12 protein-coding genes are annotated in these 21,051 nt (G+C 37.9%); 1 reads left to right on the top strand and 11 read right to left on the bottom strand.

Annotated features, from left to right (window positions below):
- Window positions 1–269 precede the first annotated feature (269 nt).
- The 10 genes from D5R40_RS34680 to D5R40_RS05755 all read right to left on the bottom strand — a co-directional run bounded on the left by D5R40_RS34680 (window position 270) and on the right by D5R40_RS05755 (window position 17,479).
- Complete coding sequence (locus tag D5R40_RS34680) at window positions 270–422, bottom strand: hypothetical protein (protein WP_161564937.1); 153 nt, start codon at window positions 420–422, stop codon at window positions 270–272.
- A 151-nt stretch (window positions 423–573) separates the two neighbouring features.
- On the bottom strand, window positions 574–9,990 hold the full coding sequence (locus tag D5R40_RS05790; protein WP_124154346.1) for a calcium-binding protein: 9,417 nt from the start codon (window positions 9,988–9,990) through the stop codon (window positions 574–576).
- A gap of 94 nt (window positions 9,991–10,084) precedes the next feature.
- On the bottom strand, window positions 10,085–10,486 hold the full coding sequence (locus tag D5R40_RS37470) for an IS200/IS605 family accessory protein TnpB-related protein (protein WP_205127611.1): 402 nt from the start codon (window positions 10,484–10,486) through the stop codon (window positions 10,085–10,087).
- Window positions 10,467–11,081 carry a transposase gene (locus D5R40_RS37465; protein ID WP_205127610.1) on the bottom strand — a complete coding sequence of 205 codons (615 nt, stop codon included), beginning with the start codon at window positions 11,079–11,081 and terminating at the stop codon, window positions 10,467–10,469. Before D5R40_RS37465 ends, D5R40_RS37470 begins: the two co-directional genes overlap by 20 nt.
- A 622-nt stretch (window positions 11,082–11,703) precedes the next feature.
- Window positions 11,704–13,104: a CHAT domain-containing protein gene (locus tag D5R40_RS05780; RefSeq protein WP_124154345.1), complete on the bottom strand. Its 1,401-nt coding sequence runs from the start codon at window positions 13,102–13,104 to the stop codon at window positions 11,704–11,706.
- A 28-nt stretch (window positions 13,105–13,132) separates the two neighbouring features.
- Complete coding sequence (locus tag D5R40_RS05775) at window positions 13,133–14,335, bottom strand: RNA-guided endonuclease InsQ/TnpB family protein (protein ID WP_124154344.1); 1,203 nt, start codon at window positions 14,333–14,335, stop codon at window positions 13,133–13,135.
- A 135-nt stretch (window positions 14,336–14,470) separates the two neighbouring features.
- On the bottom strand, window positions 14,471–15,034 hold the full coding sequence (locus D5R40_RS05770; protein WP_124154343.1) for a tetratricopeptide repeat protein: 564 nt from the start codon (window positions 15,032–15,034) through the stop codon (window positions 14,471–14,473).
- Window positions 15,035–15,085: 51 nt separating this feature from the next.
- Entirely contained in the window at window positions 15,086–16,393 is a 1,308-nt protein-coding gene (locus D5R40_RS05765; RefSeq protein ID WP_124154342.1) for a tetratricopeptide repeat protein, read from the bottom strand.
- 45 nt (window positions 16,394–16,438) lie between these two features.
- Window positions 16,439–16,654: a hypothetical protein gene (locus D5R40_RS05760; protein ID WP_124145217.1), complete on the bottom strand. Its 216-nt coding sequence runs from the start codon at window positions 16,652–16,654 to the stop codon at window positions 16,439–16,441.
- 540 nt (window positions 16,655–17,194) lie between these two features.
- On the bottom strand, window positions 17,195–17,479 hold the full coding sequence (locus D5R40_RS05755) for a hypothetical protein (protein ID WP_124145216.1): 285 nt from the start codon (window positions 17,477–17,479) through the stop codon (window positions 17,195–17,197).
- Window positions 17,480–18,152: 673 nt separating this feature from the next.
- Between D5R40_RS05755 and D5R40_RS05750 the strand changes: the two genes are divergently transcribed.
- Window positions 18,153–19,562, top strand: coding sequence for a NupC/NupG family nucleoside CNT transporter (locus tag D5R40_RS05750; protein WP_124154341.1), 1,410 nt, complete (start codon window positions 18,153–18,155; stop codon window positions 19,560–19,562).
- Window positions 19,563–20,078: 516 nt separating this feature from the next.
- On the opposite strand, the gene D5R40_RS05745 is transcribed toward D5R40_RS05750, so the two are convergent.
- Window positions 20,079–20,918: a pentapeptide repeat-containing protein gene (locus D5R40_RS05745; RefSeq protein ID WP_124145209.1), complete on the bottom strand. Its 840-nt coding sequence runs from the start codon at window positions 20,916–20,918 to the stop codon at window positions 20,079–20,081.
- Between the last annotated feature and the right edge of the window lie 133 nt (window positions 20,919–21,051).

Below are 21,051 nucleotides of genomic sequence, written 5' to 3'. Positions count from 1 at the left end.
TAAAAGCTGGTACTTCTTTAGTACCTAAAAAGGCTAAAACCAATATCAGTCAAAGCTTTCATAATTAATCAGCTGGAGGAAAAAGATAAATTACTACATAATAAATGGTATCAAACCTATTCATTATGACTCGGTCCTCCTGCCTCCTGGGAGGGGTTATATCATGTTCGGATAATCAGTTATCAAAAAAACTTCTGGCCTTGAACCTTTCTTTCCCTTCTGCCTTCTGCCTTCTGCCTTCTGCCTTCCTTGCTCCAAAGTGTAAGTATTCAACCGAACATGATATTAGGGGTGGGTTGACTCAATAGCAGTAACCTAAGTATTTGTAGCAAAGATTTATCAAACTGGTATAAAGCACCATTTGTAGGGGCGTTAACGATAGTTATTCGTAAGCTTTTGGCATTGGCTAACGCCCTAGCCATAAGTAGAGTCCCTGCGTAAGTCCTGTTCTATTGATCTATTGTCCAATAGTTATTGCTCTGGTGAGAAGGCGATCGCTATAATTTTTTCAGCGATCGCCTAAATTTGGTATGCGCTATATATATAGTGCCTTTGCGTAAGTCCTGCTTTTAATTACATACTGTCTGACCACAATGCCAGTTTTACATTAGTAATTATAATGTATGCTTCCGAGCCATTTTTATTAGTGAACTCAATTTTCAATTGCTGCCCAATACAGTTCTGAAAGTCACGCGAACGAACAAATAATTCTGCGGTCACCCAGCCATTTAATCTGACTTGGTGTTGCTTATATTCAGACGGCCAGCCCACCTCTCCCAACAGAGTTGAACCTGCATATAGCCCCATGCTGTACAGAACTTCTTCGGGAAACAATCCATATCCATCGCCACCCCAACGCCAAAACCTCTCATTGAAGCCGCAATAGTTGAATACCCCGATTTCTGCACTCAGGCGCAAAACCTGATGTTTGTTTAAAGTATACCCTAGAAGCTGGCTCAATTTATTATAATCTTGTCCTTGAGGTGGCATTCTTAGAGCTAACCCACATTTTATCTCTGGTGTCGGTCTATCTTGAGTAGGTAAATGGACTGTAGGATACTTCATATAATCATCGCCAAGATTTTGGGAAACATTCCATGCGTATAGTTTTGTGGGATTCAACTCAGGGTACTCCAGATCGGAATTATCTGGAAATGCTTTTTTTCCAGAGGAGATCAGCTCAAAAGAAGGATTCACAATTCCTGAAAAGTTAATAAGCTCCTGAGGATCGGGAACCAATCGTTGGATAGCAGGCTGATCGTCCAGGCTAACAGAATCAACAAATATTTCACCATAACCACCTTGTCCTTTAGCATCGTAGGCATTTTCGATTTCGATCCTTATGGTCTGACCAAGAGCCTCTGCTGGACAGTCCCAACCATTGACTTCCAGCGTAAATTTGCACCACTTCCATGCATAGCCAGACCTATTTCTACGCTCGTAAAACTTTTGGTCAGAATTAGAAAGCTTTAATTTATATCCCATGCTTATATCGTATGATTTATCTGTACTTTTAGGGTTGTCAAAAACCCTATACCCGTCTGAGCCATCTGTCGCAGGTGCCATAAGCTCACCAAGCAAAACTTCTCCAGCCCATAGCCTTAAACAGACCTGATACCATTGGTCATGGGGGTCAGAAGAGTGAATTTTTGTATAACCAGCTAATGTTATAAATACAGAAAGTTGGTACTGAAGATTTCTGTCAAAATTTTCTCTGAGTGTCTGACTAATCCTAGCCCCTGCTGAGAGATACAGCACATGTTCACCATCATGAGGAAGAGGCTGTTCGCGGGTGTTCACAAAGCCCAGGAAATCATTGGCGTAACCATATAAAGTAGTATAGTTTTCTATGTCGGTGAGACGAGCAGGACTCTCGCATATTCTCATAATCCCCCGCGTTGGAGGACTGTTGGTCTGGGAATCGACATCCCATCCGGGAACTGGCCAAACCATAGTGCCAATATTAATCTTACCGCTTTTTTGATATAGCTTCAATTCTTCCTGACTAAAACGATATTCCGCCAGCGACAGATCTAACTGTTGAACTTTTGACAAGTCATACTCTTCAAAGGAGGGATTTGCAATCCGCCCCAGTAGATGGGGATTTGGATTACCACTCGTGCTTACATACTTCTTCAGACTAATATTGTCAACAAAGAATACGGTATTACCAGTACATTCAATTTCGATCTTGAGGGATTGACCCTGAGCCTCAGGATATTGGGAACCATCGATATCCAGCATCTTTCGCTGCCACTGATTGAAGTAGTTCACTGAATCTTCTCCAGCCACCGGATTATATTGAATGCTGACTCCTCCAACCCACAGACGCAACGCAAAATCTATATTGGCTCCAGAGCGACATGCAAAATAGACAGATAGTTGATAGTAACCAAAGGCATCGAAAGTTTCGTCCAAGGTCTGACTAATTTTACCACCTTGCGAAATTTGAACTACATTATTACCATCTTGTGCCCCTCCTTGAATCTGGTTTGTTGTCAAACTTATTATTCCCGCCCTATAAGGAGTGAATTCCCATCCCGGCATACTCTGAGCTAAATAACCTGGTAGCAACTGACCATTTTGCTTACAATCGTTGGGGACTGTTGATAGTTCTACTTGCTCAAAAGAGTGATTAAGAATCACGACGGTTACTGGATCCGTGGTTAGATCTATTTTTGTTGGTAGAGAGGCTGGCTCTGTTTTTGTTAGTCTGACATTAGCGATATATATATCGCTATCGTTGATATTACCAGTATTTCTGATTTCGATTTTGAGGGGTTGACCATCAGCTTCTGCATGGGATAGGGCATCAACATTCACAATACATTGATGCCAAACCCCATTGTCAAGCCATCGTTTTGGCTCTGCTCCCGGCGGGGAGGTGTATTCACTCAGCTGAGTCGTACCAGCCCACAGAAGCAATGCAAACTTCACAGCCGACTTATCCATGCGAGCTATAATATCAACGGCAACTTCAATGGATAGCTGATAATTACAACTTTGCTTGAAATTCTCCCTCAGGCTTTGGTAGATAAAACTCTGCGGCTTGAGAATAAGAACCTTTTCACCATCTTTTTCACCTTCGAGTCGATCTCGGGTATTTTGACCCAATTGGATGATGTCATTGTCCTCTTGTTGACGAGAGAAGAACCAGCTAGGGATTTCGAGCCGTCCACGATCATTACGAAAATCTGCAAAAGACGAATTTTCAATGGCAATTGACTCCGGAGCTGTGAAAGACAATTGATAGCCATATATACGATTTCCATCATCCGAGCGCAGCTTTTGTTTGACTAAATCACCCACCTCAGTCTCGTTCATAGTTTGACTATGGAAAGCAATACCATCCTTAAATTCGTTTTGAATTGCTTGGACTAATTGATGGAAATTAATGATCTTGCCTTTGCCAGCACCATTGATCGTAAAACTGTAGAGATTACCACCGAAAGCGCCTTTATGCCTCAGGAAAACTTCACAATCATCGTCTTCCTTAATGATAGTCAAGGTAACATCATCTTGATTCGTAATAGCCGTGGCATTCAGTCGCAAGTGTTGACCGACAAAAGACAAAGAGGGTTTTTGACGGTTTTTGAATGCATCGCCACTCTCTATCGTATGCCCATTCACTGCGCTCAGTTTATCCATAATGAACTGACGAATTGCAAAGTTAGCAATCGTTATCTTATGATCAGAAGATTGACTACTGTCGTAGAAACAGATGCCTTCCCGAAACTCTTGTTGAGCAGCCTGAGCTATGACCCGTGCATCTATGGTGGAATGTTTAACTGCACCCTGGACAGTGAAGTTGTAGAAATGTACACTTCTAGCCCAAAGCTGAATTTCTATTTCATCGCCATTACGAACGATTGCATCCTCGCTGTGAACGACAATCTTTAAGGTGACTTCATCTTGTGTCAGTTTATCGGCGACAACCCTTGTATCTAGTGCTGAATTATTAACAAAAGCTAACATAACCTTGCGGTTTGTTCGGTTAGCTATAACATGTTTTGGCCACAACTCAGAAATACCGCCGTCTTTGGTTACTGTAATAGACCCGGCTCCTAGCCTATCCATAATAAAGTCGCCAACCTGAATGTCGTTAATCAATTGCTTATCCCCAAACGTGATCGTCGGCTGGAATATTTCTTTGGCAGATTGAACTAATACACGGGCATCGATAATCATGCCTTTGAGCGCATTATTTACAGTAAATCCATATATGAGTCTATTGTAATATTGGGATACTCCCCGAGTATTGCAAAAAAGTTGAACTTCAACTGTAGCATTACTTTTGGCGATTATTGTCAAAAAGACATCGTCCCGATCTGATCCAGCATATAGTCCTAAGTCTCTCATAAAAGAGAGGAAATAGTTGTTTTGACTGTCTTTCGGTCTTACTTGCAGTTTGTGAGTGATTTGCAGTTTGTGAGTGATGAAATCGCAGATTTTAGCATCTTGCAGCAGGTCGTCATGGAACTGGATGCCACCTTGAAACATATCCGAAGTAGCTTGTGCTAAGAGACGGACATCTATAGTAGTACCGTTGATAGTACCATAGACAGTAAAGCTGTATAGGTTAATCGCGGTGGATGAAGCATCAGACCATAGTTGAATTTCAACTCCCCCTTTTTCGACTATGAAAATTGTCAAAGCAACATCATCTTTTCGGACAAAACGTGTCAAACCATCTTTTCGGAAACAACTTAGATTCAGTGGCGAATTGCCAGCAAAATAAAAATCGGCATATGACTCGGTAACTTTAAATAGTGGACTAAGGCGAAACTGTCGCAACTTTTCATGGATGAAACTAGATAATAATTGGTCATTATTTAACGTTATATCGTTAAATACTATACCCATGGCAAAATTTTTAACAGCCTGTTGAGCTATGACCCGGGGTTCTATAATAATGCCGTTGATTGCATTGTCTACAGTAAACCTGTACTGACTTTTTTTATTTCCCCAAAAATCTATTGCTATTTCACCAGATCCGACATCTGAAACGACTAATTCAACATCTGTTTTATTGAAATCTGACAAATTCAGTTTCAGTTTCAGCTGTAGCGGGTTTGATTTTTTGTCAACCTTAAATACGTTGCGATAGCTTTTGTAGGCAACCCCGTTCTGCCTAGCTCTCAAGTAGGCAATCACATTTTCCACTATGATTTGCTCGTCGTTTATATCAAAGATCATTAGATCGGGATTCACATCAAGCGTTGCTAAGTTTCTACCAGCACTTGTAAAAATAGTTTGGTCTCCCGATATATTCAGTTGATTCAGATCGAGGTTTTTAAGTACAAGGGTTTTTTTGCCTTGCTTGTTAGTATTACCATCAGCCACAAAGTGAATGTTAAATTTTTCTGCGTTTTCAGCAATGATAACTATATCGTCATCATGCCCAGTTTTGATAATAGTTTTTTGGTTTGGGGCAGAATCGCTAGTAATTTCAGAAGCATCAATAATATTCTTGCCCTCATTTAAACAATAGGTTACTCCTCTTCGTTTGGCTAAAACAAAATCGTTACCCTTGCCTAAATTAATTTGAGACCCAGTATTAGTTGAGGCATCCACCAGCAGCAGATTGTCAAAATTGCTTGGTTGGCTTATTAGATAACCTAGTTGTGTGCAGAAAAATTTTACGATATCTTCACCTTTCAATAAGGTGTTATTTTTTCCAAATTGTATTTGGCAGAAGCGACTTACATAATCTAGAATTAGTATTCTTAAATCCGTCTCGCCTTTACGATAAATATCTCCCCAATAGGTATCAGTAAAAATCAATTCTCCTTGGAGATTTTCCCATTGGAGATCGCCATTTGAAGCGATTGTTAAATTGATTTCAGATAGATTTTGAAATGATTGTAATTTAAGCCTGTTTCCCCCGCTTGATTCATGGATTGTTGCAGTGGAGCCAATAGTGGCATATTTGACTCGAATTCTTTCAGACTTGTTTATTTTAAGAACATCTTGAAAATCTGTTCCTGGGGTAAAAATAAGTTGTCGCCCATCGCTCGATATCGTGATTCTTCCCCTGTTGGCGAGGGGACAGTCTTTTTCATCTACTAATTCTACAGTTTGAATCTTAACTCCTAGAGGCTCAGTCTGTAGCAATTGAATAGTTAGCTGATGATTATTCCAGGTTCCCAGAGGAGCTTCAGCCTCAATACCAATATCCTTTTTTTGGATTACAGTAATTGTGGTATATTGAGTGATTTGGGGTCCCTCAATTATGTATGTATCAGAACCGTCTCCTCCCATGAGGATATGGCGTCCTCGTTTACTCCAAAGAGTATTGGAGCCTCCATTTGCTTTCAAAGTAGTCTCACCATTCTGGGCTATTAAGAGGTTGGGTTTTGTAGGATGTCCCTTAATCATCCGGACTTGACGTCCACCAAATATATTATTGATTCCTGTTATCTTTACGAGAGTACTATTTGAGTGATTGCCTGTTACCAGGATTAACTTATTCTGTATAAGATCTACATCAAGTTTCTCTGCGCCTTCATAATATTCCAGCGATAGCGTATTTGCTCCGTCATTACCATTAATTACATTTGTTCCCACTAAGAGGTTCTTGATGAAAATGTAGTCGTCTCCTATCGTACCCTTAAACGTGACTTCTGGGGAATGGGATACGTCGATCACAAAACTATGGGAGCCATCCATATTTGTTGCATCAATATAGAGCGGTAAACCTCCCTGATAGTTAAAATATATCGATTGAATAGATTTGAGGATAAAAGCGCCACCCAATGGAGTGTTTTCATCCACCAATGATGGAGAGACTAGCTTCAGTTTGCTTTCAACTAAAGCCTCTATATCACTATGCTTAAGATTGAACACCACAGTATTTTGACCTGAGCCGCCCAGTATGTACTTCAGCCATGTATTACTTTCATGCCTAATGGTGTCTAATACTACTGTATTATCACCCTCGTTAGTGTAGATAACATCATTTTTGCCTCCACTAATCAAGAATTGGTTAGGTTTGTGGTTACCAATAAGCTGGTAGGGAATTCTGCTATAGGAACCTGTGTCCAGGGGAGTCCAAGATACCTGTTTTTTCTCATACCATTTCTTTCCTTGAACGATTATATAATGCCTATTAACCAAGATATCATTCCACTCACCTCCCCGAACCCATACAGGAGTGTTATCACACGCGTGTTCATAATATTCATGTTTCTCCGGAACCTTGATTACTTCTATGTTCTGGATTGATCCTCTTTTTGATAATTGAGAAAACCAGTATAACCCTTCTTCGCTGTTTAGGTATCTAACTACTTGAATTTCTTTTTTGTTCTGGATTGATTCTATTTTTGAGAGTTGAGAATACCAGTCGGACCATTCTTGGCTGTTTAGGTATCTAACTACTTCTACTGACACTTTTCTTTTGTGATCTTTGGATACTATTTGCACATGCTCCAATAGGTTACGATAGGTGTACATTATTGAAAACCTATCTCTAGTTCTGTCGCTAACGGTTGACAAAATGTACACCTTGGCTTTTTGGTGCTCATTAGTATACAAAATGTAACGTTTTTCTAATCTTTTTCCCAGATAATTCGAATGAGGATGCATTTCTATATTTACAGTCTCAACAAAATATGAATGACTCTGGCTTACACCATATAATTGGTATCCATCAGTAAAAATATATAGATTATCCTTAATATATGAATTTGGCTTTGCTGTATATATACTCAGAAACCACAGTGGGGTACTATTGAACAGATTGGGATCATGCCATTCATCTGTTTGTAATGACGCTTGATAGTAAAATGGATCATTGTCTAACATACTTTTACTAAAGGCAGGAGTGTGAATTCTGGAGTTAAAATTTGATATCCCGATGATTAGCGTTCCCAGAGCCAAGCCTCCGATACGTTGTGTTTGAGTGTCTCCAGCTAGGAAAACGTAACCGGCACAATTGAGGTATCTCAGTCCCCCCTCAAGCTCGGGGTGTATTCTTGGTTGCATAGAAGAAAAAATTTTGATTAGCGATTGTTCCTGATTCTGGTTCTGTGGAAGCACAGGATTTATCAAAAGAACGTCTTTATCTGTTCCTCCATTGAATTCGCTGAATATGTTAGACATATCAGCCGATATTGGATTAAATTCAAGTACATCATCACCAGGACCCCCATCTAAATAATTGCTACCGCTGCCACCGCTGAGGTAGTCATCTCCTTCCTGGCCATATAAGTAGTCATTTCCTTCTTCACCAAACAGTTTGTCGTCACCTTGCCCTCCATACAACGTATCAGAGCCAAGCCCTGCTCGGATTTCATCATCATTGTCTCGCCCGGATAGTTCCCGGCCTGTAGCAGATCGATCAATCAAAGCCAATCGCAGATTCATATCTCCTGCGTCCACCTTGGCTTTGTCTGACAATTTTTTTATAATTGTCCTATCTATCTTAGTTCCATCAACACTGCCTTCTTGTATACCGAGACTTTCAGCATCGATCATAAAGGAAAAAATATCATAACCTTCTTCTTTATAATGATCGGCTAAACTATTAACATATTGGTTAAACTCTGGGGTTTCGAGATAATCATTGAACCGATCCCGCACTTTTTCTTCATCGCTTCGGGTGTCAAATAAATCAATGAAGAAACCCAGTACCATGTTCACAACACCAACTAGGGTATTTACTAGATCTACAACTAAAGATATTGCCGTCCCAATACCGGGAACAAAGTCCAAACCTATACTAACCCCATCCAGAATTATAGACACGCAGTCTAAGGCTGCCATCACACTATAGGCTATGCCTCCACCAATATTATTGTCCTCCAAAGCATCATCCGCCGCCATGGCGTTCTTGATAACTGAGGTGACCCCCATACCTATAGATAAGGCCCCCCCAACCACTGATGCAAAACGTAACGCCATTCTCGTGCCCTTAGCAAGGTTATTGATGTTTTTAACAGCTTTGTCCACAATCAGAGCACGCACTTGATTTAGACCATCTCCAATCCCGAATACACCTTGGGCTACCCGCAAGGATGCTTCTGATGAGGTTCCATTTTCGAGCATTTTTATTCCCGCAGCCAGATCTGCTCCCCCCTGTCCAATAGAAAAGCCCGCCGATCCTATATTGACAGCTTTTCCGACTTTTCCCAGGATATTTTTAGCTTTTAACCGCCCTTTTATACGAGCTTCTTGATTGTTGAGAAGGCGATTGAAAATTTTCGCTTTATATAATGCTTTATCTCTGTTATTCGTAAGAGTATTTATTTTTGACAGGTCAGCTTCTGCCGCTTGTAATCTGAGGTTACTGGTTCCACTCCTACTAATTAATTCAGGACTCTGACCAAAAGATTTGTAAAATTTCTTAATCTCCAGCTCAAGGTCTTTATTGAGGTTGGCAAAATTAATTTTAGATGCCTCTAGCTGACCAGAAAGTTTGTTATAATTCCATAGACTTGACCCAACTGAACTTTCAAATAAAGTCGAAAGGGTTTTGGGCATTTGAGATACAGCTCCACCAAAGGTGCTGCCTGCACCTGAGATATAGTCGCTATAACGGATCAGATCATTTTTACCATCTGCATCTGTTTGTCCCGTCAAAACTTGCCCTTGCAATCCAGGATCGCCCCCAGGGGCTGGTTGCGGTTTGGGAATCGGACTAAAGGGAATCTCTTGAATGTTAGCTTTACCTTCGAGAGCAAGCTGGAAATGGGCAATAGCCGCTTCAATTTCAGGATCGTATTTTAGGTTTTCAACAGCCGTGATGTAATCTTCATCGACTTGAGATTTCTTTAAAGCCCTAACCATCGCGTCGATAGTTTGCTGTATTGGTGAATACAATTCCTTTGCATTTAGAGAATTGCTTCCCTTAATATCCCCCTTCTGGAGTGCCTCGACCTTCAAATATTGGGTTAACTCATGGTTATACTGTTTAAGAAATTCGGACTGGGTAGCTGAATTAAATATATCAGTTGCATTATTATTAGTGTCATTTGCTGTTGCTGTTGCCATTGTTTAATCCTCCTATTATTCTTTGAAAGCTTCCCATTCAACCGTACGAAAAAAACTGTAGAAAATCGATCTGAGCTTTTATCTTGATATTGGATTAACCAATACTGGCGCTCTCGGCACAGCTCACTATTCCCTCAACAGTAAATGCTCCTGGGAATTTCTTTCTAATTATTTGAAGACTGGCGTTGATATCGGCATTAATCACTTTACCAGTTGCACTTCTGAATAAACCACGTTTGACTCGCTTACCTACATAGTTTTTATGCTTAATTGGTTCTTCTAGGTCAATAGCAGATGTTTTACTGGTGTAACTTTCTTCGGTTTCAATGACTTTTACCCCAGCCAGTTGACACTTATAAGTTATCTGTTGAATTAACTTACCGTGCGGTATTTGGGTAAAGTTTTGGTTGTTTTTTTTGCCGATATTTGCACCTTGTTTCCAGTTATCATTTTTGCCAATGACTACAGTGCCAATATTATTTGTGGTTAAATACAAGGGCCACTAATTTACTGGTGTTATGCAGATAATTCTCGACAAAACGATTTCGGTGGTAGGTTAACGCTTCCATCTTACGGCTAGTTTTTTTCTGGCCTGATAACGCACTTTGGTACTTGGCTTTTCGCTTGTTATATAATTGATTGACGCTTTTTAGTGGCTTCCCATTAATCAGCAGTGGTTTGACACCAGGCTTATTTGTAGATAGAGCTACCTTACTGTCAATCCCTAAGTCAATCCCGGCTACATATCTTGAGTTTATTTGTGGCTGATTCTTTTTTTCATACACTACTTCAATTATATAGCAGCTAGTAGCAGGTACTATCCTTACTTCAATGACAGTATCAACAACTACAGGTATTTTGATGTCACTCATCGATAAGTGACAAATACCATCTTTTAGAGGGGCTTGATAGACTGATTCCTTTGAATATATAACTACATTCCTGCCTTGAGTTTTATTTTTATACTTTGGTATTTTTGGTTTACCTAAAAACATCTTAGGATGTTTTAACCATTCTTTGATTGCCTGAAAATAACCACGCCAAGTTGCAACCAGGCATTTGATTATTTGTTTTGATACCTTGGTTGGCAATGCTCTGTAGGCATCACTATTTTTGGTGTCGTGGTATAGCTCAGTTCAATCCAGACTTTTTCCGCACTTGAAAAAATGCTGACGACAATAATAGTTGGCTAAGTTGTACAAGTTTTTAGACTTAAAGGCTAACTCATCGCACACGCGCCAATACTGATGTGTTCGGTTAATAATATGTCTGTCAATAAGTCGCATTTACCTTAATTATTTCATTTCTGTTGTTATTTATTTCAAAATACAACACTTTTCTATAAATAGCAACTACTTTATACAATTTTTCAAAAGTCCAGCTAAGATGTAATACCAAATTGATAAATTTTGGCTACAAATAGTTAGGGTATTTATTCTAATTTAGAAATTAGAAATTAGAAGCTAGAATGTATAATGGATAGTTTTAATACCATTTTTGATGTTTTAAATCATCTTTTTCGTGAAACATACTTTATCTGAAAGTCTTTTTATGGTGCTTATTATTCGTAACATTCTTTTTTCAAATTGGTATAATATCATGTTCGGATAATCAGTTATAAAAAAAACTTCTGGCCTTGAACCTTTCTTTCCCTTCTGCCTTTTGCCTTCCTGACTCCAAAGTGTAAGTATTCAACCGGACATGATATAATTTTTAACTTTTTTTATTCTGACTTTTGACTTTTGAGTTTTGACTTTTTTTCCATTCTCCCTGCAAAGTAAAAGCTGCCCAATAATAAGGAGCTTTCCAAGGAGTCTCAGAAACCATCTCCAATTGTGCTTTTCTCAATGCTTCTGTTGGTGATAATTTTTCTTTTAATATCAACCGATAGAATCTACTCATTATTTCGCTAGTAGCAGCATCGTCGATATTCCACAAACTGACGAGTACGCGGGGTGTACCTGCATACATAAATCCTCTGGTTAATCCCACTAACCCTTCTCCTCGTATTTGTTTTCCTAATCCTGTTTGACAAGCGCTCAATACTACTAAGTCTGCGGAAAAATCTAGGTTGAACACATCATGGAGACGTAAAAATCCATTTAGCAAGTTTCCCTGTGGATCTACCATCGATAACACAATTCCAGAAAGTTCAGGGTTAATACTATTAAGTAGTCCGTGGGTAGCAAAGTGGATAATTCTGTATTGATTCAGTTGAGAATTGATTACCTGGGTACGGTTTGCGGCAAAATCAAAGTGAGATATAGTTTCTGAGTTTGGCAAAAGGGCGAGAATTGCTTCTGCTTCTGTTCGGGTATATGGGAGTCGTTGCCAAATTCCGACATCCATTTGTCGAGCAGCACGATTGAGGTTATATTGTTCCCAATTGTCACTATGGGTTGATACGGCAGTTTCTAATCGGGTATCACCAGGACTAAAGATTGGATCGGCAATTATCGCAATGGTTTTGGCTGCAGTTTTTCGTTTTTGGGTATCTCGACGTAGAATACTTAAGGTTGATGCAGAGGGAAGATTGACAATTTCGTGTTTAGCTATTAAAGGTAAATAATTTGCTTGTGATGAGGTTGTTGGTAAGGAAATGGCAGCAAAGGGGATGTAATGTAAAATCCCATCACTAACGATCGCCAGGCGTTTATTATTTAGTTGAGAAGCAACAGGAGCTAAAATTATCTGATAGAGAGATTTAGAGGTTTCTACTAAGAAAGATGGGTCTACTCGTCTATCAGTAACAGTAAGACGAAATTCTTTAACTATTTTTTCAATTAATGTTTTTGGAGGGAGTTGATGACTGGTAATACTATTTTTAGTAACTGCCCAAAGAAAGCTACGTTTTTGACCTAAAGCATATTGTAATAGAAGGGTATCATCATCAAGAATTTGTGTTTGAATTTGTTTTAAGGTGAGGGGTTGAGGTTGAGTTAGAGCTGCATAACTCGGACTTTGTTTGCGGATTTTTGCCTGGACTTCTTGATATTTTCGGAGGAGATATTGTCGTTCTTGTTCGATCGCTGTTTTTTGTTCTAGAGTTTGTTTTTCACTAATGTAAAGTTCTACCCATCGTCGTTCAATGGCATCTAATTGTTGTTTTGACATCCTCCCCGGCCTAAAGGCACGGGGATTCCTACCGAGCCGTAACTCCTCGGCGGGTTGACGTTTTGCTGGCTGCTGCTACCTTGACGCTAGTCTGACGCTTGCCTCCACGTCCGTTTTTCGTCTCCGAATGCCCTCCGGCGACTAATATATTTATCGCTGCGTTTTCGTCTCTATCGTGTTTGCTGCCACAGTTTAGACACTCCCATTCTCGCACCTGAAGATCTAACTTGCCACCTTTAAAACCACAGCTAGAGCAAGTTTGAGATGTGGGTTCCCAACGACTAATTACTCTAAAATCACGACCATATTTTTCTGCTTTTCCCTCTAGGAATGTCCGGAATTGTCTCCAACCTAAATCTGAAATTGCTCTGGATAATTTACGGTTCTTAACCATACCAGAAACATTCAAATCTTCTAAAACAACTGTTTGGTTTTCACGAATTATTTTAGTAGATAATTTATGCAGAAAATCAGTTCTTGTATCTTTCAGTTTAGCATGGAATTTAGCTACTCTAATCCTGGCTTTTTCATACCTTTTAGAGCCTTTAGTTTTATGAGATAATGACTTACTTAACTTTCTTAATTTCTTAATTCGTTTTTTCAGTGGCTTAGGAGCATCAACCTTTGTACCGTCACTCAATGTAGCAAAGGTTTTAATACCTAAATCTATGCCTACTGAATTATCAGTTTTAGGTAAGATTTCTGGTTGTATTTCTACTACAAAACTTAAGAAATATCTATGAGCTGAATCTTTGATTACTGTTACTGATGATGGAGGAGCAGGTAACTCTCTTGACCATACAATTTTCAGCTTTCCAATTTTGGCTAAATAAACTTTGTCTTGACCAACTTTAAACCCTCCCTTTGTAAACCTAGCAGTTTGCTTTGACTTTTTACTTTTAAATTTAGGAGGTTTAATAGGTCTACCTTTCCTCTTGCCTTGAGTTGATTTAAAAAAGTTTTGATAAGCCTGATTTAAATCATTTAAAGATTGCTGTAATGGTATAGCAGAAACTTCTGACAACCATTCTCTGTATTCAGTCTTTTTGGCTTGAGTAATAAAAAGCTTTTGTAGTTTAGAATTAGTAGGTTTATTTTCTCCTAATTTATATTTTTCTTGGCAGGAAGCTAGACTATCGTTCCAAACCACACGAACACAACCAAATAGCTTTGCTAATTTGGTTTTTTGTCCCGGTGTTGGATAAATACGATACTTAAATCTAGCTTTCATAAACTGACTTCTTAAATTAAGAATATGATAACATGATTTATTGAATAAAAACCAATTTCAAAGTCGCCCTAGAACGGCGAGGCTTTAGACCTAATTTTATGGTAAAGCTTGCTGATAGGAATCTAAAGCTTTTTTTTAATCTCCTAATGTGGTGTAACTTTTACCAATTTCATAAATTGTCCAAGCTTCTCCTGAACGGTCATTATTTTTTTGATAAATACTTTGGGCTTGATTAAAAGTTTCTAGTGCTTTGTTTGGATTTTCTAATTCATAGTAAAGCTGACCAATAGTTCGCCAAATCCATGCTTCCTTTTTGTAATCTCCTAATTTTTGAGAAATTGGGATGGCTTGATCATAGAATTGTAAAGCAGTTTCCTTATCTCCAAATTTAATATAGTCTTCTCGAGCAATATTAATCAAAATATTTACTGCTTTTTTATCTTCACCATTTTCTAGAAAAACCTTTCCCGCTTGCTCAAATGTTTCTAAAGCTTTCTCTTTATTCCCTAATTCATAGTATATTTTGCCAATAGTTCTGAGGATATATGCTTCTTCACTAAAATCATTAATTTCTCGATAAAATAAAAGAGCTTGACTATAAAATTCTAGTGCTTTTCGTTTACTTTCTAATGGATTTTGTAATTCGTTTTTAGCAACATAGAGATATAAATAGCCAATCCGACTGAGAGTCTTTGCCACTTCTTCAGTTTCGCCAATTTTTCGGTAAACTTTCAGAGATTGATTCAGAATTTAAAACCCTGTTTCTGAGTCTTTCAATCTATAGAAATAAATCCCGGCAATTTTGTCACGCAAGAGATTAGCTTCAGCTTGAAAATCACCAGTTTCCCGATAAATTGTCATAGCTTGCGTTAATAATTCCACCATTTTTTCCAGGTTTTCTTGATTTCCATAATATTCAGCAATTTTAATCAGAAAATCTATTTCCCCTTCATTATCTCCCAATTTTTGATAAACCTTTCTTGCTTGTTTATATACCTCTACTTCATTTTTGTCATCTTGTAACTTAGAGTAAATATTTCCAATAGCAAACCAAATAATCGGCTGACGATATTTCAATATTAAAGCAGTTTCTGAATCTCCAATTTGACTGTAAAATTGACTAACATCCTGAAGTATTTCTAATTCTTGATTGTAGAATTCTAATGCTTTTTTGAAATCTCCTGAAAAATAGTAAACTTTTCCTAAACTATCCAGAATATTCGCTGTTCCAAGACCATCGCCAATTTCTTGATAAATACCTAGTGCTTCTGTGTAAAACTCTAATTCCTTTTCTTTATCCTCTAACAAAAAATAGCGATAGCCCATATTTTGTATTGCCAGTGCCTTGCCTTTTTTATCCTCAATTACTTGATAAATTTTTAATGACTGTTCGTATAATTCCAAAGCTTTTTGTTGATTATCTGACCACCAATAATCCACGGCAATTGTTAATAGATTTGCTTGGGCTTTACCTATGGAAAAATCATCGCTATTTTGAGGTGTAATTTCCCGATAAATTGCCATAGCTCGATCGAATAATTCCCATCCTGCTCCATCATTTCTATACTCAATCAGATTCAATTCACTGAGAAGACACAAAACAAAAGCTTCCCCTTGTTTATCCCCAATTTCTTGATAAATAGCTAAAGACTTTTGGAGCAATTTCTGTTTGTCTAGATCGCTATCATATAAATATCGCTTCTGAGCCATTCTCTTCAGAATACTAGCTTCTCCAGATAAATTATTAAGTTCCTGGTAAATTCTGAGAGATTTCTGATAAAGTTCTAAGACTTTTTCTGGAGTGCTACGGATTTTTTCTGACAATAATTGAGACTGACGAGAATTGACAAACAAATTATGCAATGAGTGAAAATTTCTTTCTTCTTTCAGTCGCTCTAACTCAAGAATATAAATACTACCAATTTGACTAAAAATAAATGCTTCCTGGAGGCGGTTATCAAATTCTTGATATAAACTTAATGCTTTATTGTAATGTTCTAATGCTAGCTTTGTTGCGCCAATACCTTTGTAAATTTCACCGAGTTTAATTAAGGTCAATGCCTCTTGAGATTTATCTCCTAATTTTTGCCATTTTAATAGTACTTATTCCCATTTTCTAATAGCTTGTATCTGCTGAGAAGGAATTGTTCTTTGTTGGGCAAAATTTTCAGCTTGATTAACAAATTGTTGTTTATTTATCGGAAGAACATTGTTTTTACTAGGTTCTGCTATTACAGATTTTGAAAAAATTAAAAAGTAGGCAAATAAAATTAGGTTTTGCTGAAATCTTAGTAAGATATTTATTTTATTTAAAAACATTTACTTATCACCTCCAGACGGCATTCATTAAACATCTCTAGAAAAGAGGGAACAGGGATAAATAATTGATACAGCAAATTCCACTTTAATGAGGTACACCCGTCGCGGGCAAGATCCCCGCACTTGCATTCATTTAATTGTTAATCTCTGTAATTTGAGGATAAGAATTGATTTTATTTTGAATTTTCATGCATATGTCTATTAGACTTCTGGACTATAAGAAAGTAAGAAGTAAAGAAAGAGGAAAAATGACTCTGGTGGTCGTGCATTGTCCGGCAATGTTTGTTATAAGAAAAGTGGGAGCATTTTGCTCCCGTGCTAGGTATTCCTGTTTGTTATATACTATTTTCCTGTATACCATTATTATCAAAATAATATGGGTCTAAAACCCCGCCTTTTAAGACGCAATATTTTTGGAGCGGAGTTCAAATCCCCGTTACAAAAATAACTTCTGTACGGGTGGTTCGCGTTTGCGGAGCATTCCGTAGGAAACCACCCCTACTGACTTCTGACTTCGTTAAGCAGGAATACCCTAAGTTTCTAACTGAAAGGATCTAAATCATTACATTCATCCTCATCTCGATCGCTAGGAGCATACTTAGAAGGTGGGCGATCGCTACTCCAGGCCCACCAACTACAACCACACTTACAATGATAAAATTCTTGCCATTTGCGACGACTATTTTCTCCATAGACAGGGGAACGTCGATTAATCCAAACTGCCTGTGCGTCTATTGTACCTGCCCCACATTTAGGACAGGAGAACTGAAAAACATGAATTGAAGATTCTGTCCATTGGGGAGGAGTTGGGCTAAATGCTTCCATAATTTATCCTATATACCATATAAGTTTTCTTATGTCAATATTGTAACTGAAAGTTAAAAAGCATTTCCTGACGGAATGCTCCGCAAACGGCAATTCAATACTCAGCATTACTGCTTAGATTTATAGTCAAACCGAAAGAAAAACAATTTCTAAGGATATTTTAACCCCTCTTAAATTATCTGGCGTATCAGCCGAGTATTTCAGCCCAAGCTAATAACTAAAAGTTGTTAGCCGAGAGTTAGTTAAACTGAAAAGAACAACTTATTTAGGATATAGCTTTGAAATTAAATTAAGCGTTAGAAGGAATAGAGAAAAATACAGTAGATTTATCCCATAAGAAGTACATAGATTAACAATTAAATGTTTCTATTTCAGGCATCTTGCCCACCATAGGTGTACCTTACTAAAGTAGAATCTTCTGTAATTAAGAGATTTTTTTGTAGTCAAAATCCAAGCCCCCGCGCATCCCCCAATTTTGGGGGACTAGAGCAAGCAAATTGACTCTTGTTCCCCCCCAAAGTTGGGGGGATAGGGGGGCAAAATTCAGTATCAAAAAACTTTTCAGATATCCTCTAAAATTGGTTGGGTTTTGATTCCCTATCTACTTCCTTCTTACTTCTTCCTTCTTACCTCTTCCTTCTTCCTTCTTGTTTCTTTATTCAACCCTAATCAAATGAATCTGTTATTAAACTTTATATCTTTAATTGGAATTGTAATTCTGTGTTTTATCGCATGGTTAGGTTCAGAAAATCGCCTAATTATTCCTTGGAAAATTATATTTTGGGGAATAGGATTACAACTATTTATTGGTTTGCTCATATTTGTATTGCCAACCCGCGACCTCATTGCACAAATCAATAATCTCTTAAATACAGTACTAGATGCTTCAGAAGCAGGGGCCAGATTTTTATTTGGCGGCTCTAATTCAGCAATTGTCCCAGACCCTAATCGTATTGTGGGACCAGGCCCAGCAGCTAGATGGATAGTTAGAACCGTAGGTACTCCTTATGTAGAAATTCCAGGCGATCGCCTCACCTCGGATAATCTGAATTTAGGCTTTATTTTTGCTTTTCGTTCTCTCCCACAAATCATCTTTTTTTCTGGGTTAATTAGTCTATTATATCGACTAAATATTATTCAGCCCATTGTTCAATTGTTTGCTAAAATTTTCCAAAAAACAATGAACATTAGTGGAGCAGAATCTTTATCTGGGGCTGCGAATATATTCGTAGGAATAGAATCAGCAATTGCCGTCAAACCATATCTAAAGGATATGACCCGCAGCGAACTTTGTACTATTTTATCTTGTTGTTTCGGTTCGATCGCCTCTTCAATATTAGGCATATATGCAGTTATTCTCAGACCAACCTTTCCTGGTATTACTGGGCATTTAGTATCAGCATCAATAATGACTATTCCTGCTTGTTTTGTACTATCGAAACTGTTGATACCAGAAACCGAGAAACCGAAAACTTTAGGTCATATTCCATCTGAGAAAAAAAAAGAAAATGACCAATTACCAAACCCAATGGATAGTTTAATGAATGGAGGGATAGATGGAGTAAAAATGGCAGTAGGAATTGTGGCAGTAATTATTGTAATTTTAGGATTACTTGCATTAGTTAATGCCATATTTAATGGTTTAGCAAATCTACCAAGTCCTATAGGAAATTTATTTCAAATAATTACTGTACAAAATATCTTAGGAGCGATATTTTTACCTCTAACTTTTCTCACTGGAGTATCTCTAGAATGGAACGAACTTTGGCAAGTTTCAATATTAATTGGACGTAGATTATTTGAAACAAGTATCCCTCCTTATTTTACTTTGGCACAATTAAAAGCGACCGGAGAAATTAGCGATCGTGGCTTACTAATAGTTAGTTATGTTCTTTGTGGTTTTACCCATATAGCATCCTATGGAATTTTTGTCGGTGGAATATCAAATCTCATACCATCGAGGCGATCAGAACTTTCTGCTCTTGGTTGGAAAGCTCTATGGGTTGGTACTCTTGCTACTTTAATGACAGGTTGTGTCGCCGGATTATTTGATTTTGGCGACCCTACTATTTTAGGTCTTTGATAGTAGATGGTAGGTGGTAGGTTAGTAGTTAAATATTCTGAGGAATTTAACTGATAATTTATAGCCATTGCCATTAGATATTTCCAGAAAAGAAGGAATAGGAAATAGGGAGAAATAATTGATGATTTTATAGATAAAAATTGATTTTATTTTGGATTTTTTGAGATGTCTATTAGTACTCTTGACTTACCAAATAATTAAGGTTTAAAGCCTCTCATTTAAAGGATAAAAGCGGTAGATATTCGGAGTTTCCCGTAGGGTGGGATGGCGTTAGCGGAGCGGGTCTGCAAGAACGGGTCTTGGAGCTGGCAGACCATCGACCAAGAGAAAAGAAAAAATTTTTCCTACCGCGTCAATCCTCTTCTTTTCAAGGAGAGGTAATTGTTAATTATTAATTATTAATTGTTGATGTATCATCAAAGTTTTGAGCTTCTATAAAATTTTAATTCATCACTTTTGACTTTTGACTTTTGACTTATAACTTCCGTGAAACGGTATCAGCAACAATAATCTCTTTTAAGGACAAGTTGTACCATCAGGCATAATTGCTCCCCTCATATCTGCATCTCGTAGATTAGTTTTATTTAGCTTTGCATCAATCAATACAGCTTTAATTAATATTGCTCCCGTCAGATTTGACCAACTTAAATTAGCCCGAAATAAATTAGCTCCACTCATATTAGCTCCTCGAAAAGTAGTCCAACTAACATTAGCAGTTCGTAATTTCGCTCCACTTAAATTAGCTTCACTCAGAGTAGCTCCAATAGTAGTAGATTTGCTCAATTCAGCTTCACTCAGATTAGCCCTACTTAACATTGCCCCACTGAGAATGCCATTACTTAGATTGGCCTCTTCTAAAATTGACTCATTCATCAAGGCATTTGTTAAATTCGCAGACTCTAAACTTGAGCCATTTAAAATAGCTCTGATCAAATTAACGCGAATCATTGTAGCTGCAGTTAAATTAGCTGCCGTTAAATTAGCCTGACTGAAATTAGCTTCCGTCAGGTTAGCACCTCTTAAATTAGCTTGACTGAAATTAGCTTCCCTAGAATTAGAACCCCGTAAATTAGCCTCACTCAAATCAGCGTTATTTAAGTCAGTTTTCACCAGACTCGCTCCAATCAAATTAGCTTCACTCAAATTAGCCCCATTAAGATCAGCATCCCCTAAATACACTTCTCTGAGATTAACTCCACATAGGTTAGCACCCATAAGTTTTATATTACGGAAGTTTGCCCTAGTAAAGTTACTATTACTTAAATCAGCTCCCCTTAAATCTACCCCTACTAGGGTAATACCTTTAAAATTTCTTTCCCCTTCTGCATACTGTTTTAGAATTTCTTCCGCCTCCATTTGCACCGCCTCAAACTATTTTCTATTTTACATTTTATATTTAAACTAGGACATTACTAATTTACAAAAGCAAAAGAGAAACCCTACATATACCTAATTAACTTATTAAGCAGCTTTTTCTGTAAAACTTTTC

Origin of the sequence: Okeania hirsuta, assembly GCF_003838195.1 — a bacterium.
GTDB classification, from domain to species: domain Bacteria; phylum Cyanobacteriota; class Cyanobacteriia; order Cyanobacteriales; family Microcoleaceae; genus Okeania; species Okeania hirsuta.
The sequence above is the reverse complement of the archived record's forward strand: the minus strand, read 5'-3'. Positions and strand labels throughout refer to the sequence as shown.